The sequence below is a fragment of the Rhodobacter sp. P2_H5 genome, assembly GCF_056403335.1.
Window position 1 is genome coordinate 157,602 of the sequence record NZ_JBFUFS010000007.1, and the last position, 14,603, is coordinate 172,204.

17 protein-coding genes and 1 tRNA gene are annotated in these 14,603 nt (G+C 65.1%); 8 read left to right on the forward strand and 10 right to left on the reverse strand.

Annotation, left to right across the window (positions count from 1 at the left end; all coding sequences use genetic code 11):
- Positions 1 to 83 precede the first annotated feature (83 nt).
- On the reverse strand, positions 84 to 566 hold the full coding sequence (locus tag AC1DVR_RS12025; protein WP_478000812.1) for a Hint domain-containing protein: 483 nt from the start codon (positions 564 to 566) through the stop codon (positions 84 to 86).
- A gap of 340 nt (positions 567 to 906) precedes the next feature.
- On the opposite strand from AC1DVR_RS12025, the gene AC1DVR_RS12030 reads away from it, so the two are divergent.
- Both AC1DVR_RS12030 and tig read left to right on the forward strand, forming a co-directional pair.
- Positions 907 to 991, forward strand: a tRNA-Leu gene (locus tag AC1DVR_RS12030).
- 24 nt (positions 992 to 1,015) lie between these two features.
- Positions 1,016 to 2,350, forward strand: coding sequence for a trigger factor (tig, locus tag AC1DVR_RS12035; RefSeq protein ID WP_478000813.1), 1,335 nt, complete (start codon positions 1,016 to 1,018; stop codon positions 2,348 to 2,350).
- Between the two features lie 68 nt (positions 2,351 to 2,418).
- On the opposite strand, the gene AC1DVR_RS12040 is transcribed toward tig, so the two are convergent.
- The 7 genes from AC1DVR_RS12040 to AC1DVR_RS12070 all read right to left on the reverse strand — a co-directional run bounded on the left by AC1DVR_RS12040 (position 2,419) and on the right by AC1DVR_RS12070 (position 8,946).
- Complete coding sequence (locus AC1DVR_RS12040; RefSeq protein ID WP_478000814.1) at positions 2,419 to 3,363, reverse strand: DMT family transporter; 945 nt, start codon at positions 3,361 to 3,363, stop codon at positions 2,419 to 2,421.
- 62 nt (positions 3,364 to 3,425) lie between these two features.
- Positions 3,426 to 5,168 (reverse strand): calcium-binding protein, encoded by a 1,743-nt coding sequence (locus tag AC1DVR_RS12045; RefSeq protein WP_478000815.1) that lies wholly within the window; start codon positions 5,166 to 5,168, stop codon positions 3,426 to 3,428.
- 102 nt (positions 5,169 to 5,270) lie between these two features.
- On the reverse strand, positions 5,271 to 6,662 hold the full coding sequence (locus tag AC1DVR_RS12050) for a calcium-binding protein (protein WP_478000816.1): 1,392 nt from the start codon (positions 6,660 to 6,662) through the stop codon (positions 5,271 to 5,273).
- 249 nt (positions 6,663 to 6,911) lie between these two features.
- Positions 6,912 to 7,496 carry a 50S ribosomal protein L9 gene (gene rplI, locus AC1DVR_RS12055; RefSeq protein WP_478000817.1) on the reverse strand — a complete coding sequence of 195 codons (585 nt, stop codon included), beginning with the start codon at positions 7,494 to 7,496 and terminating at the stop codon, positions 6,912 to 6,914.
- Between the two features lie 10 nt (positions 7,497 to 7,506).
- Positions 7,507 to 7,734: a 30S ribosomal protein S18 gene (gene rpsR / locus AC1DVR_RS12060; protein WP_125327012.1), complete on the reverse strand. Its 228-nt coding sequence runs from the start codon at positions 7,732 to 7,734 to the stop codon at positions 7,507 to 7,509.
- 29 nt (positions 7,735 to 7,763) lie between these two features.
- Positions 7,764 to 8,264, reverse strand: coding sequence for a 30S ribosomal protein S6 (rpsF, locus tag AC1DVR_RS12065; protein ID WP_478000818.1), 501 nt, complete (start codon positions 8,262 to 8,264; stop codon positions 7,764 to 7,766).
- A gap of 262 nt (positions 8,265 to 8,526) precedes the next feature.
- Entirely contained in the window at positions 8,527 to 8,946 is a 420-nt protein-coding gene (locus AC1DVR_RS12070; protein WP_478000819.1) for a PACE efflux transporter, read from the reverse strand.
- Between the two features lie 92 nt (positions 8,947 to 9,038).
- On the opposite strand from AC1DVR_RS12070, the gene fabD reads away from it, so the two are divergent.
- The 5 genes from fabD to AC1DVR_RS12095 all read left to right on the forward strand — a co-directional run bounded on the left by fabD (position 9,039) and on the right by AC1DVR_RS12095 (position 12,641).
- On the forward strand, positions 9,039 to 9,968 hold the full coding sequence (gene fabD, locus AC1DVR_RS12075) for an ACP S-malonyltransferase (RefSeq protein WP_478000820.1): 930 nt from the start codon (positions 9,039 to 9,041) through the stop codon (positions 9,966 to 9,968).
- Between the two features lie 39 nt (positions 9,969 to 10,007).
- Positions 10,008 to 10,634 (forward strand): LysE family translocator, encoded by a 627-nt coding sequence (locus tag AC1DVR_RS12080; protein ID WP_478000821.1) that lies wholly within the window; start codon positions 10,008 to 10,010, stop codon positions 10,632 to 10,634.
- A 95-nt stretch (positions 10,635 to 10,729) separates the two neighbouring features.
- Positions 10,730 to 11,467 carry a 3-oxoacyl-[acyl-carrier-protein] reductase gene (gene fabG, locus AC1DVR_RS12085; protein WP_478000822.1) on the forward strand — a complete coding sequence of 246 codons (738 nt, stop codon included), beginning with the start codon at positions 10,730 to 10,732 and terminating at the stop codon, positions 11,465 to 11,467.
- Positions 11,468 to 11,637: 170 nt separating this feature from the next.
- Positions 11,638 to 11,871, forward strand: coding sequence for an acyl carrier protein (locus tag AC1DVR_RS12090; protein ID WP_478000823.1), 234 nt, complete (start codon positions 11,638 to 11,640; stop codon positions 11,869 to 11,871).
- 119 nt (positions 11,872 to 11,990) lie between these two features.
- Positions 11,991 to 12,641 (forward strand): thiopurine S-methyltransferase, encoded by a 651-nt coding sequence (locus AC1DVR_RS12095; protein WP_478000824.1) that lies wholly within the window; start codon positions 11,991 to 11,993, stop codon positions 12,639 to 12,641.
- An 81-nt stretch (positions 12,642 to 12,722) separates the two neighbouring features.
- Here the strand turns inward: AC1DVR_RS12095 and AC1DVR_RS12100 are convergent, their stop codons facing one another.
- The gene (locus AC1DVR_RS12100) at positions 12,723 to 13,151 is read right to left on the reverse strand and encodes a hypothetical protein (RefSeq protein WP_478000825.1); all 429 of its coding nucleotides are present in this window, start codon (positions 13,149 to 13,151) and stop codon (positions 12,723 to 12,725) included.
- 52 nt (positions 13,152 to 13,203) lie between these two features.
- Positions 13,204 to 13,410 carry a hypothetical protein gene (locus AC1DVR_RS12105; RefSeq protein WP_478000826.1) on the reverse strand — a complete coding sequence of 69 codons (207 nt, stop codon included), beginning with the start codon at positions 13,408 to 13,410 and terminating at the stop codon, positions 13,204 to 13,206.
- A gap of 197 nt (positions 13,411 to 13,607) precedes the next feature.
- On the opposite strand from AC1DVR_RS12105, the gene AC1DVR_RS12110 reads away from it, so the two are divergent.
- Entirely contained in the window at positions 13,608 to 14,549 is a 942-nt protein-coding gene (locus tag AC1DVR_RS12110) for an arginase family protein (RefSeq protein ID WP_478000827.1), read from the forward strand.
- Positions 14,550 to 14,603: the final 54 nt, after the last annotated feature.

Genomic DNA, 14,603 nt, shown 5'->3' on the forward strand with positions numbered 1-14,603 from the left:
TCCCAGGAGTACGCAGCGGTTTGGTGCGCAGCACCGATGAAACCGCGAAGTGGGGGGTGTGAAACCCCCGCTCTTTTTATACTTCAGGCCCGGACGGCCACGCCTGCGCAGGCCAGCTCCAGCCCGCCGGCATAGATCACGGCGGGGTCTTCGAAGAGGAGGGTATAGATGCGGGCCTCGTCCAGGGTTTCGGCGCGGATATAGTCGCCATCGACCAGGCGCTGCGCGGGGACAACCGCCTGGGCGGCGCCATAAAGCGCCTTGGCGCGCCAGTCGCGCAGAAGGATGCCCTGCGCGGCGCAGACCGTGACATTGTCCTGCGGCTTGCCGACGCCCAGCGTGTCATGGGCGATGCGGACCATGCGGGCGTGGCGCATCACGGTGACCTCGACCCTGGCGATCCTGCGGGCGCCCGAACGGGTCAGCACGCGGTCGCCCGGCTCCAGATAATCGACCGGAAGCGCACCTTCCAGCGTCATGACCGTGGTGCCGGCGAGCATGCCCTGCACCTCCTGGTCGGCCGCGCCGCTTGCCTGTTGAGCCGCTGCGACTTTTGTCGTTCCCATGGCCGGTTCTCCTGCATTGTCCTGCCTCATCTTTTTTGATCACGAATATGGCAAGATTCGGTTACGGGCGAGCTATTTCAGGGACAATTGTCGCTATTGGCCCGACTATTCCGGTAAATCCGGTAAACTGTTGCAAATTATCCCGATTTTCGAGCCAGCCGCCGCGCCGGGACCACGTCGACCGGCCCTTGCGCGCAGGTGCAAGCGTCAATGGTCCGGGGCTGTCACCTTGTGTTATATTTTCCGCTCGCATCCCGGCGCGGCCTTTGTTAGAAGGGCGCGGATTTTGCCAGGGACGGCCCGGCCTCTTTCACAGGGGGCGGGGCGCATTTGGTTGAATGCGGGTGTGGCGAAACTGGCAGACGCACCAGATTTAGGTTCTGGCGCCGCGAGGCGTGGGGGTTCAAGTCCCTTCACCCGCACCAGATTGGGATGAGAAGGACGAGAGAATGCAGGTCACCGAGACCCTTAAAGACGGCTTGAAGCGCGGCTATACCATCACCGTGACGGCGGCCGAACTTGACGCCAAGGTCAACGAAAAGCTGATCGAGGCGCAGCCCGACGTGGAAATCAAGGGTTTCCGCAAGGGCAAAGTGCCGATGGCGATCCTGAAAAAGCAATTCGGCCAGCGGATCCTGGGCGATGCGATGCAAGAGGCGATCGACGCCGCGATGAAGGACCACTTCGAGGCCTCGGGCGACCGCCCGGCCTTGCAGCCCGAAGTCAAGATGGTCGGCGGCGAGACCTGGGCCGAGGGCCAGGACGTCGTGGTCGAGATGAGCTACGAAGCCCTGCCGCCGATCCCGGATGTCGATGCTTCCGCGATCACGCTGGACCGTCTGACCGTCAAGGCCGATGACGCCGCTGTGGACGAGGCGCTGACCAACCTCGCTGCCTCCTCGCAAACCTTCGAGGACCGCAAGAAGGGCTCCAAGGCCAAGGACGGCGATCAGGTCACGATCGACTTCAAAGGCTCGGTCGACGGCGTAGCCTTCGATGGCGGCGCTGGCGAGGATTACCCGCTGGTTCTGGGCTCCAACTCCTTCATTCCGGGGTTCGAGGCTCAGTTGGTCGGTGCGGCGGCTGGCGATGATGTCACCGTCAACGTGACCTTCCCGGAAGCTTACGGCGCGGCGCATCTGGCCGGCAAGGCTGCGGTCTTTGAATGCAAGGTGAAAGCCGTCAAGAAGCCGGTTCCGGCCGAGCTGAACGACGAGCTGGCCAAGAAATACGGCGCCGAGGATCTGGCCGCACTGAAGGCCCAGATCGCCGAGCGTCTGGAGGCCGAATACAAGGGCGCCGCCCGCGCCGTGATGAAGCGCGCGCTGCTGGATCAGCTGGACGCGCTGGTCAAGTTCGACCTGCCGGCTTCGCTGGTCGATGCCGAGGCGGGCCAGATTGCCCACCAGCTGTGGCACGAAGAGAACCCGCATGACCATGGCCACAACCATGACGCCATCGAGACGACCGAAGAGCACAAGGTGCTGGCCGAGCGTCGCGTCCGTCTGGGCCTCCTGCTCGCCGAAGTTGGCCGCAAGGCCGAGGTGAGCGTCACCGACCAGGAGATGACGCAAGCCGTGCTGAACGCCGCCCGTCAATACCCGGGCCAGGAGCGCGCCTACTTCGAGTTCGTCCAGAAGAACCAGCAAGTCCAGCAACAGCTGCGCGCGCCGATCTTCGAAGACAAGGTCGTCGACCACATCGTGGCTGGCGCCAAAGTGACCGAGAAAGAGATCTCGAAGGACGACCTGCAGAAGCTGGTCGAAGCTTTGGACGAGATGTAAGTCTCGATTTTTCGACGAAAAATCGGGGGCCGCGTCCGTGTGACGCGGCCCTTTTTTCTTTGTGGGCCTCAGCTTGCGGCGGGACGGGGCGGGGCATCGGCCACCCCCTCGGCGCGCAGGACATAGACCCCGGCGGCGATGATGATGGCGATGCCGAGCCAGCCGAGCCCATCGGGTAGTTGCCCCCAGAACATCCAGCCCCAGAGGATGCCCCAGAAGGCGAAGGAAAACTCGAAAGGCGCCACGACCGAGGACATGCCGCTGCGATAGGCTTGCGTCAGCAGGGTGAGGCCGACGGCGGCGATGCCGCCACAAGCGCTCATCAAGGCGGCGTCGGTCGGGGTGGGCCAGGCCCAGCCGCGGGTCAGGAAGGCGAGGCTCGGGTGGACCGCCGCGCTATGGGCGCCGCTGCCGTAAATGGCGGACAGGGCCAGCCCGCAGAGCAGAAAGGCATTGTTGCCCCAAAAGGCCATCGCCGCCGCGCTGTCCTTGCTGCCCATGGTCCGCGCCATGATCATCGACAGCGCATAGGCCAGGCCGCAGAAGATCGGCAACAGCGCCGCCCAATCAAACAGCGCGCCGCCCGGCCGCACCATGATCACCACGCCGACAAAGCCCAGCCCCACCGCCGCCCAGCGTTTGATCGAGACATGCTCGCCTAGCATCAGGACCGACAGGATCACGATGATCAGGGGTGCCGTGAAATAGAGCGCCACGGTGGTGGCCATCGGCAGGGCGGCCAGCGCCAGGTAATAGGCGGTATAGGCCAGAAAGTTCAGAACCCCGCGCGCCAGCATCAGGGGCCAGCCCTTGCTGACCAAAGTGCCAAAACCGCCGTCGAAGGCCCGGGTGATCGCCAGCATGAAGGGAACCGCGGTCAGGCTGCGGATCACCATCGCCTCGGACAGGGGATAGCGGTCCGACAGCAGTTTCAGGATCAGGTCCTGCACGGAGAACACCGCGATCCCGGCGCAAAGGCACAGGATGGCGGCAAGGTTGGATCGGTGTTTCATGGCCCGAGATTAGGGTCCGGCCCGAGGCCCGGCTGATCCCTTTCCGACGCGGTGTGTCGGGCTCAGAGGATGAAGAAATCGGCTGTGGTCAGAACCACATGCCCGGTGAAATCGATGATCGCCAGCGGCGCGAAAGCGTTGCCGGCGCCGTCCAGATCAAAGCTAAGATGCGTGGTGTTGGTGGCGGCATCATAGGTCTGGACGAACTGCGGCTTGCGACCCGTGGCCAGATCGGTGGCCAGCATCGCGGTGGTGATGGCGCCAGGCGTCAGGGGGATGGAATAGATCTCATGAAAGATCAGCCGATCCACCCCGCTTTCAAAGTCGGTGATGGTGGAGGTCTGCTGATCATTCCAGATCGGTGCCACGGAAGGGAAGATGAACTGATCCGCCCCGGCGCCGCCAGTCAGGCTGGCGCCGCAATAGCCCAAGGTCAGACTGTCGTCGCCGTCGCCGCCGTCCAGCACGTCGGTGTCGAAGTCGATCGTGGAAAGCACGGTGGAAAGCCGGTCATTGCCCGCGCCGCCATAGAGGGAGTCGCTGCCATGACCGCCCTCAAGCACATCATCGCCGACGCCGCCGTCCAGGCTGCTGCTGCCCAGGCTGATCAGATGGTCGTTGCCATTGCCCCCCAGCAGGCGGTCGCCCGACTTGCCCTGCAACAGATCATCGCCGCCGCCGCCGATCAGCACTGCGCCGCCGCCGCCGTAAAGCGTATCCGCCCCGGCATCGCCCCAGAGCGTCGCATGCGCGCCACCTTGCAGGATGTCGTTGCCCGCACCGCCATAAAGCGAGTCCGCCCCGGCGCCGGCGATCAGGCTGTCGTTCCCCGCGCCGCCGAACAGACCGTCCTTGCCGTCGCTGCCGCTCAGCGTGTCATTCCCGGCGCCGCCATAGATCGTGTCATCGCCAGCGCCCCATTTGAACAGGTCATTGCCGGCGCCGAACTCGACATAGGCGTCGTGGGTCGGCGCCTCGATGATGAAATTCTCGAAGCCTTTCAGGACCGAGCCAAAGCCGTCGCTGGCATCCCCGGTCACCGGATCGACGGTGAAATGCAGGGCGCCGAGGCCGGTCTTGAGGTTGCGCCAGAACAGACCCAACGTGTCATCGCCCGCGCCGCCATAGAGGTGATTGACCTGACCCGGCAGATAGCTGACCTGGTCATCGCCCGCCCCGGCAAAAACCGCGTTGCGCCCGGCTCCGACGTCGATGTTGTCGGCGAAGCGCCCGGCATGGACCACGTCGCGCTCGGCCCCGAAGGCGAGATCCAGGCATTCAAAGCTGGTGAAGCTGGCGGTATGGCCGGTCACGGGATCGGTGAAAAGCATGTTTGGCGCAAGGTCAAAGCGGATCGGTCCGGTTCCGGGTTTCACATAACCGAAGACCAGCCTGTCGAGCCCCGAGCCGCCGCGCACCACGACATCGGAGATGCCGCTGAATTCGGCCATAACCTTGTCATTGCCGGTGCCGCCATAGGCCGCGCGCAGATGCGTGCTGCCGTGTTCTGCCAGATACAGGTAGTCATCGCCGCTGTCGCCATAAAGCGCGATGTCACTGGCGTTGAACACGCTGTCGATCAGCATGTCGTTGCCCTCCCCGCCGTACAGCAGGTTCAGGCTGCCGTCGCTGGCCAGCACCGTGTCATTGCCGGCGTGGAGCGTGTCATCGCCCGCGCCGCCATAAAGCAGATCGCTGCCCCCCATGCCGAAGATCCGGTCATTGCCCTCCAGACCGTAGATCGTGTCGGCCTCATCGCCGCCGGTGATGATATTGTTGTTCGCGTCGCCGTTCAAAATGGCCATGACCTGCCCAAACTCGTTACAGAATGCGCGCGCAAGTTGTGAGGCATTTGTGGCAGATTTTAGGCCTCCGTCGCCGACGGAGGCCCAGATCCGCGCGATTCCCTACAGGATGAAGATATCTGCGGCGTTAATCGCCTTATCGCCGTCGAACAGGGCGAAGAGATGGGCGCCACCGGCATCGGCGCCGTTGTCGTCCCAGGTGAGCGCGGTCGTATCGCTGCCCGCGTCGTAATGCCGGACGAATTGCGCGGCGCTGCCCTGCGCCAGATCCTCGCTGAAAAGCGCGGCATCCAGCTTCCCGGTCGCGGGGGCATTGGTCAGATAGGCGCTGGTGAAGCGCAGCTGATCCTCGCCCGCGTGGAAATCGGTGATCGTGGCCGGGCCACCGTCTTGCTGGGCAAAGATGAAGCGGTCGCGGCCCGCGCCGCCGGTGGCGGTGTCCAGTCCCTCGGTCATCCGGATGCGGTCATTGCCCGCGCCGCCGAACAGCAGGTCATCGCCATCCCCGCCGCCGACAAAATCCGCGCCATCGCCGCCGTAAAGCGTGTCATTGCCCGCGCCGCCAAAGAGCTGGTCATTGCCCACCTCGCCCAGCAGCGAATCCGCGCCGCCCTGACCGCTCAGCCAATCGGCGCCGTCAAAGCCAGCGGAGGTGTCCGAGCCGCCGCCACCAAAGAAGCTGTCATCCCCGGCACCAAGACCGACCACATCCGCCAGCCGGCCGCCATAGGCGATAAAGGTTTCAAACCCGGTCAGAACCGAAAGCTGGCCGTCGTCGATCGAGCCGTCGCCGCGGTCATAGATGAAGTAAAGGCTGGCATCGCCGCCGCTGACCGTCAGCACGTCATTGCCGTCGCCGCCATCCAGGGTCGAGGCGCCACGGGTGATATAGGTCACCGTGTCGTCGCCGCCCATCGCCATGACCAGATTGGCACCGCTGCCGACCCGGATGTCGTCATTCAGCGCGCCGCCGTGAATCTCGTCATCCCCCGCGTTGGTCAGGACCATCAACCTCTCGATCCCCTCATAGGTCACGTAAGAGAAGTTCCCGTGGCCATCCAGCGTCTGGGTGCCGAGGTCGACAAACAGCGGGGAGTTGTCGAGGGTGGCAAGAAAGAGCGTGTCGATGCCATCGCCGCCGTAAACCTTGCCGCCACCGCCGCCGAACAGGACGAAGGTGTCGTCATCCGCGCCGCCATAGGCGGTGCTTTCTCCGGCATAGTTGATGTCATTGACCATGAGGTAGTCGTTGCCCGTGCCGCCGAACATCTGGTCGCTGTCGCCGCCCGAGATCAGCCGGTCGTTGCCGCCCTCGCCGAACAGAAGGTCATTGCCGAACTGCCCCTCCAGGCTGTCATCGCCGGCGCCGCCATAGAGGGTATCGATGCCGCCATAGCCATAAAGCGTGTCATTGCCGCCATAGGCGGTGATCAGGTCATCGCCCTGGGTGCCGTTCAGGACTTCGGGGTCGGGGGTGCCGGGGATCACGGTCATCTTATCCACTCCATCAAATCCATGCCCTGAAGGCCGCAATCGCCGCGTCTAAAACCCTAACACAATCAGACGCTTAAGCCGTTCATTCCGGGCTGTTTCCGCCAAGATATCGAAAAATTACCTCAAAAAGCTAACAGAACTGTCCCGGTGGCGCAATTCTTCTGGCCGCTCTGTCCGCCGGCCTTCGGCGTAACGAAAAACCGCGCGAGGTTGCCCTCGCGCGGTTCATGTCCCGGATGGGAGAAGTGCTTAGCGCTCGTCGCGCGGGTCGAAGTCGTTGGCAGCGCCGATTTCGTCGAAGAGCTCGGCGATCTCGAATTCTGCAGCGGCTTCGGCTTCGGCGGCCAGTTCCTGGATCGATTTGCCGGCAGCTTGCAGCTGGGCTTCTTCGACCGAACGGGCGACGTTCAGCTTGACCTTGACCACGACTTCCGGGTGCAGCGTGACGCTGACCGTGTGCATGCCGAGATCCTTGATCGGACGGTCGAGAACGACCTGACCACGGTTCACGGTGAAGCCTGCGTCGGTGGCAGCTTCGGCGGCGTCACGGGTGGTGACCGAACCGTAGAGCGCGCCCGCGTCCGAAGCGGAGCGGATCACGGTGAAGATCTGGCCGTCGAGCTTTTCGCCCACGGCTTCGGCTTCTTTCTTGGTCTCGAGGTTGTGCACTTCGAGCTGGGCTTTCTTTGCTTCGAACGATTTCACGTTCGCGGCCGAGGCGCGCAGGGCCTTGCCTTGCGGCAGCAGGTAGTTGCGGGCGTAACCGTCCTTGACGGTGACGACTTCGCCCATCTGACCCAGTTTGGCGACGCGTTGCAGGAGGATGAGTTGCATGTCTATCTCCTCACTTCACGGCATAGGGCAGGAGGGCAAGGAAGCGGGCGCGCTTGATGGCCGTGGCCAGTTCGCGTTGCTTCTTGGCCGAGACAGCGGTGATCCGCGAGGGGACAATCTTGCCACGCTCGGAGATGTAACGCTGCAGCAGGCGCGTGTCTTTGTAGTCGATGGCCGGAGCATTGTCGCCCGAGAAGGGGCAGACCTTGCGGCGGCGGAAGAAGGGCTTGTTCGCCATGATTTACTGTCCTTGTCCGATGCCTGAGATCAACGACGCGGGGCGGAGGAGCGGTCACCGCCCCGATCGCCACCAAAGCCGCCCGAACGCTCGCGGTCGCCGCCGAAGCTGCTGCCGCCCGAACGCTCACGGTCGCCGCCGAACGAACGCTCACGACGCTCGCCGCCACCGAAACCACCCTCGGGGCGGTCGCCGCGCTCACGCTCGTCACGCTTTTGCATCTGGACCGAGGGGCCCTCGACATGGGCGTCGACCTTGATGGTCAGGACGCGCATCACGTCGTCATGCAGGCGCATCAGGCGTTCCATTTCCAGAATCGCTGCCGGGGGGGCATCCGATTTCAGGAAGGCGTAGTGGCCCTTGCGGTTCTTGTTGATCTTGTAGGCCATCGTCTTGACGCCCCAGTATTCGCGTTCGGTGATCGACCCACCGTTATCCGCGACGACCGTGGCGAAGTGCTCGATCAGCCCTTCGGCCTGCGCGGAGGACAAGTCCTGGCGCGAAATGAAGACATGCTCGTAAAGCGGCATGTAAGCTCCGATTTTCAGGGCGCATTTCATAGGACGGGCAAACACTTTCCGCGGCCCGTCCACGAGAGGCTGCGCCGGTTCATGGGATTGCGGAAAGATGGGGGTCTTTAGACGGGAATGGCCCGGGATGCAAGGAAGAGATTCCGGAGGGCGCGCGGCGGCCCCGGCTGGGAGGGCTGGCTGCCCTCCCAGACCCTCCCGCGAGTATTTCTTCAGAGGGCAAGGGGAAGAGCGGACTGGGAAAAAGCAGGGGAAGGTCCTGCTATCTGGCGGAGTTGGGCAGGCCGAAGACGGTGTCGAAGGCGAGGGTGAAGGCCCAGGCGTAGATCAGGAAGACGACGATGAGGATCGCCTCGTAGCGCAGTGCCTCCATGATCGTGGCGTCGAGCCACCAGGCGGTGGCGGGCAGGAGGATCAGGAGGAGGCCGCCTTCGAAGAGGCAGGCATGCGCCACGCGGCGCAGGGGCGGGCGGCCTCTGACGGGTTGGCGGGTCTCCCAGGCCTCGAAGGCGGTGTTGAAGGCGAGGGACCAGAGCATGGCGAGGCCGGCGCTGAAGGCGGCGAGGGAGAGGGATTTGGCGCCGCCGGCGTCGGACATCAGGGTGAGTGCCAGGCCGGCGAGGAGGATGCCTCCGGCTTCGAAGGTGACGGCATAGATGATCTTTCTGACGCCCGGACGCATGGATTCCCCCGTTTGGCGGCAGAATGCACGGGCGGGCGTTGCGCGCAAGGGCCGCCTTGGGGTAAGCCTGCCGCCAAACAACGGAGGGCCAGATGAGCCGCGCATATGTGTTTCCCGGGCAGGGCGCCCAGACCATCGGAATGGGCAAGGCGCTGGCCGAGGCCTATCCTGCCGCCAAGGCCGTCTTTGACGAGGTGGATGCGGCGCTTGGCGAAAAGCTTTCGGCGCTGATCTGGGAAGGCGATGCGGCCACATTGACGCTGACGGCCAATGCGCAGCCAGCGCTGATGGCGACCTCGATTGCCGCCTTGCGCGCTCTGGAGGCCGAGGGGCTGGGGATTGGCAATGCCTCTTATGTCGCGGGGCATAGTCTGGGGGAATATTCGGCGCTTTGCGCGGCGGGGGCTTTGGATCTGTCGGATACCGCGCGTTTGCTGCGGATCCGGGGCAAGGCCATGCAGGAGGCGGTGCCGGTGGGCGTGGGGGCGATGGCGGCCCTGCTCGGGCTCGACTTTGCCACCGCCAAGGAGGTGGCCGCCGAGGCTGCGCAGGGCGAGGTCTGTCAGGCGGCCAATGACAATGACCCGGCACAGGTCGTCGTCTCGGGCCACAAGGCGGCTGTCGAGCGCGCTTTGGAGATTGCCAAGGCCAAGGGCGCCAAGCGGGCGATCCTGCTGCCGGTCTCGGCCCCCTTCCATTGCGCGCTGATGCAGCCTGCGGCGGATGTCATGGCCGAGGCTCTGGCCGGGGTGACCATCAAGGCGCCGGTCGTGCCTTTGGTTGCCAATGTGCGGGCGGAGGCGGTCAGCGACCCCGATCTGATCCGCAAGTTGCTGGTCGAGCAGGTCACGGGTTCGGTGCGCTGGCGGGAATCGGTCTTGTGGATGGAAGCGGCGGGCGTGACCGAGTTCTGGGAGATCGGCGCCGGCAAGGCCCTGTCGGGGATGATCAAGCGGATCGCCTCGGCGGCCACGACGCGGGCGATCGGGTCGCCCGAGGATGTCGCGGCGGCCAAGGGCTGAACGGATGCCGGGGACGCGGGCAGCAGAGCGGCAGGACGGATGAGCGATCTGTCCCTTCTGGCCTTTTGCGGGGCGGCGGCGGGACTGGCCGTCGTTCCGGGGCCGACGATTGCGGTGATCATCGCCAACACGCTGCGCGGCGGCATGCGGGCGGGGCTGTTCAACACGCTGGGCGCGCAGGCGGGCATCGGGCTTTGGCTGGCGCTGGCGGGTTGGGGGATGGAGGCGGTGCTGCACCATCTGGGCCTGTGGTTCGATCTGTTGCGCTATGCGGCGGCGGCCTACATGATCTGGCTGGCCTTGCGGCTGCTGGCGGCCAATGGCCGTCTGGCGGCCCGGGCGGCGGCGCCGGCCGCGGCGCGCAAATCGGCGGCGGGTCTGGGCCTGCAAGGCTTTGTCGTGACCCTGACCAATCCCAAGATGATCATGGTCTTCGGGGTGCTGATCCCCTCGTTCCTGACCGGGGCGGCCCCGGCGGGCCGCGAGGGGCTGACCCTCGGCCTCATCTTCGCCACGCTGGCGGCGCTGAGCGACATTGGCTATCTTTTGGTGGCGGCGCGGGCGCGGGACTGGTTTTCGCGCGGGCATATCCGGGGGATCGAGCGGACCAGCGCGGTGTTTCTGATTCTGGCCGGGTCGTGGATGGCGCTGCATGGGGTCGTCTGACCGGCGGGGCAAATTCAGGCGCGCGCCAGGGGGAATCGTGCTTTCGGGGCGCGCGCGCACAGGTTTCGGGTTGAAAGCCCAGGAAAGGGAAAGACATGTTTGATCTGACGGGAAAGACGGCGCTGATCACCGGCGCTTCGGGCGGCATCGGGGCGGATATCGCCCGGGTTCTGCATGGCGCAGGCGCCACGTTGGCCCTGTCGGGCACGCGGGTGGAGCCTTTGGAGGCGCTGGCGGCTGAACTGGGCGCGCGCGCCCATGTGCTGCCTTGCAACCTGGGCGATGCGGCGGCGGTGGAAGCTTTGCCCAAGGCGGCTGCGGCTGCGATGGGGTCGGTCGATATTCTGGTCAACAATGCCGGGGTGACCAAGGACAACCTCTTCATGCGGATGTCGGATGAGGAGTGGCAGACGGTGCTCGACATCAACCTGACCTCGACCTTCCGGCTCTGCCGGGGCGTGCTCCGCGGCATGATGAAGGCGCGCTGGGGGCGGATCGTCAACATCTCCTCGGTGGTCGGCGCCACGGGCAATCCGGGGCAGGGCAACTATGCCGCCTCCAAGGCGGGCATGGTGGGCATGTCCAAGAGCCTGGCCGCCGAAGTGGCCAGCCGCAACATCACGGTCAACTGCGTCGCCCCCGGCTTTATCGCCACCGCGATGACCGACAAGCTCAATGACGAGCAGAAGGCCCGGATTCTGACCGCTATTCCGGCCGGACGGATGGGAGCATCTTCCGAAATCGCCGCAGCCGTGCTTTACTTGGCCTCGCCCGAGGCTGGCTATGTCACGGGAGCCACGCTGCACGTCAATGGCGGCATGGCGATGATCTGAACCGGAAGCGGTTTGGATTTGGTTTGCCTTGTGTCGCGACCCTTGCTATAGGCGCGGCAGGATTTACCGGGTAGAAATATCCGGTGCCCCGATCCGGGGAGCCCGATCCGGGTGAAACGCCTTTCGGGGCATAAACGAACGGGGGAAACCCCAACGACAGAGGAAAAGATATGAGCGACATCGCTGATCGCGTTAAGAAGATCGTCGTCGAGCATCTGGGTGTGGAAGCCGACAAGGTCACCGAGAACGCCTCGTTCATCGACGATCTGGGGGCAGACAGCCTCGACACCGTCGAGCTGGTCATGGCTTTCGAAGAAGAATTCGGGATCGAGATCCCCGATGACGCTGCCGAAACCATCCAGACTTTTGGCGACGCGGTGGGCTTCATCACCAAGGCATCCTGATCCGTCAGTATCCCGATCAGTCAAACGACTGTGACGGAAAAGGCACCCTCCGGGGTGCCTTTTGCTTTTGCGGTGCCTGCGGGCGCGGGGTAGTCTGACCTTCTGCAAGGGAGGCCCGCATGGACGCCGATTTCTGGCTCAAGGTCTGGGAGCGCGCTCAGATCCGCTTTCACGAAGGCAAGCCCAATGACGCCATGGTGCGCCACTTTGCCGCGATGGAGCTGGCGCCGGGCGCGCGGGTCTTTCTGCCCTTCTGCGGCAAGACGCGCGACATTGCCTGGTTCCTGKCGCAGGGCTACCGCGTTGCCGGCGCGGAGTTGAGCGAATTGGCGGTGGGACAACTGTTCGAGGAACTGGGGCTGGTGCCCGAGATCACTCCGATCGGCACCCAGCGCCGCTACAGCGCGCGGGCCGGGGATCTGACGATTGATATCTTCGCGGGCGACATGTTTGCCCTGACCGCCGCCGACCTCGGCCCGGTCGATGCGATCTATGACCGGGCGGCCCTCGTCGCCCTGCCGGAGCCGATGCGGGCGGGCTATGCCGCCCAGCTGATCGCGCTGAGCGGGCGGGCGCCGCAATTCCTCAACTGTTTTGAATATGACCAGAGCCAGCGCCAGGGTCCGCCGTTTTCGATCGACGCGGGCGAGGTCGCGCGGCTTTACGGCGCAAGCTACGCCCTGACCCTGCTGGAGCGGTTTGACCTGCCCGAGCTTTTCGGCGGGCAGTCGGCCCGCGATGCGATCTGGCTGCTGCGGCCCGCGCCCTGAGGGGCGGGCCGCGCGGGGGTCAGATCAGGACGATATCGGCAAAGCCCAGCGTGGCATGGGCTTGCAGATCGGCCACCAGCGTCAGCCCGCCTGCGTGTCCTTGCCCGCGCCGCCATCAAAGCTTTCGACCGCCAGACCCGCGATGAAGCCGTCGTCGCCGGCCTCGCCAAAGACGGTGCCTTCGTTGCTGCCGCCGCGCCCGTCGTAAAGATCGGCGCCGAGCGAGAAATGGATATCGCCGAGGATCGGGCTGCGGTTATGGATCGTATCCGGCGAGGTGGAATTGTCGGCCGAACCGGAAGAGCCCGCCGCCCCGCCCAGAATCGTGCCGGTGTTGGTCAGCACGGTGGTTTGCGCGCCACTGATGAAGATTGCCTCGTCGCCGCCGCTCATGGTGCCGGCATTGACCAGAACCACCGGTGCGCCGGGGTTGGAGGCGACCCAGACCCCGGCAAAGACGCCCGAGACCTCGCCCAGGTTGTTCAGATGGCTGCCGCTGTTGAACAGCATGATGCCGCCAAGGCTGCCGCCGCTGACGACGCCGGTGGTACCGATCGTCAGGTCATTGCGGCCGCCCGTCTGGTCGCCAGGCTCGATCGCCTATGATGGTGCCGTTGATCAGCATCCGGATCCCGCTGCCATTGCCGACGATGGCGGCGGCAGTGTCCGAGGCGATGGTGACGCCGCTCGCCTCCAGCAAGGTCGTGGAATTGTGGAGGGAAAACAGAGTTCCCGGGCCGATGGTGTCGGCGGTGGCAAGCGTGGTCAAGGTGACCTCCCTGAAATCATGGAGAAGTGACGCGCCGGCCCAAAATGCAGCGTCCGGTCAGTCGGCATGCCAGGCTCTTTGCCCGCATCTTGGCCAGAACAATCGCAGAGGTTGCGTCTGGCCCTTGTCTGGTGCGCTTTCGGGTTGCCAAGGGCGGTGCTTCTGGCACTCTTCCCCCGCAAACAGGGGAGCGTGTCATGGCCAGTCTGGGTGAAATGTTTGGAGCCGGGGCCGCGGGCACGTTCTTCGGCCTGCCCGAGTGCCGGGATCTGGCCAATGTGGCGGCGGATATCGTGCTGATCGGGGCCTCGGGCTGCACGCCCTATGCCTCATCGGGGTTTTACTGCGCGACCGGGCCGCAGGCGATCAGGGCGGCGGGCGTGGCCTATGGCGCGGCTCTCGGCCATATGAACTTTGACCTTGGCGGCCCGGTGCTGCCCGAGGGCGTGGTGGCGCTGGATGCGGGCGATCTGCCGCAAGACCCCGAAGATGCCGCAGGCAACCGGGCGCGGATCTTCACCGCCATCGGGCAGATCCTGGCCGCGGGCGCCGTGCCGATCTTGGTCGGTGGCGATGACAGCCTGCCGATCCCGATGCTGGAGGCTTTCGGCACCGGCACCCGCCGCTTCACCATCCTGCAGATCGACGCCCATATCGACTGGCGCGACGAGGTGCAGGGCGAAAGGCTGGGCCTGTCCTCGACCATGCGGCGGGCGTCAGAGATGGGCCATGTCGAGCGGATCATCCAGATCGGCCAGCGCGGCATCGGCTCGGCCCGGGTCAGCGATGTGCAGGATGCGCTGGACTGGGGGGTGGAGTTTGTACCGGGCGGCGAGGTGGCGCGCGACGGCGTCTGGCGCGCGGTGGATCTGGTGGAACCGGGGTCCGAGGTGATCATCTGCCTCGATGTCGATGCGCTCGACCCCGGCGTGATGCCGGCGGCCATCGGGCGCACCGCGGGCGGCATGAGCTATTGGCAGGTGATGGAACTGGTTGGCGGCGTCGCCGAGAAGGCCCGGATTGCAGGCTTTGACATGGTGGAGCTGATGCCCGAGCGCGACATCGACGGCCAGGGCGCCCTGCTCGCGGCGCAGCTTCTGGCCGCGGTCATGGGCGTCATTGCGCGGCAGCGGTCGTAGGCCGCGCCAGGGGGCGAGACGGGTGCGCCCGGTCGCCGAGGAAGCCACGGGCAC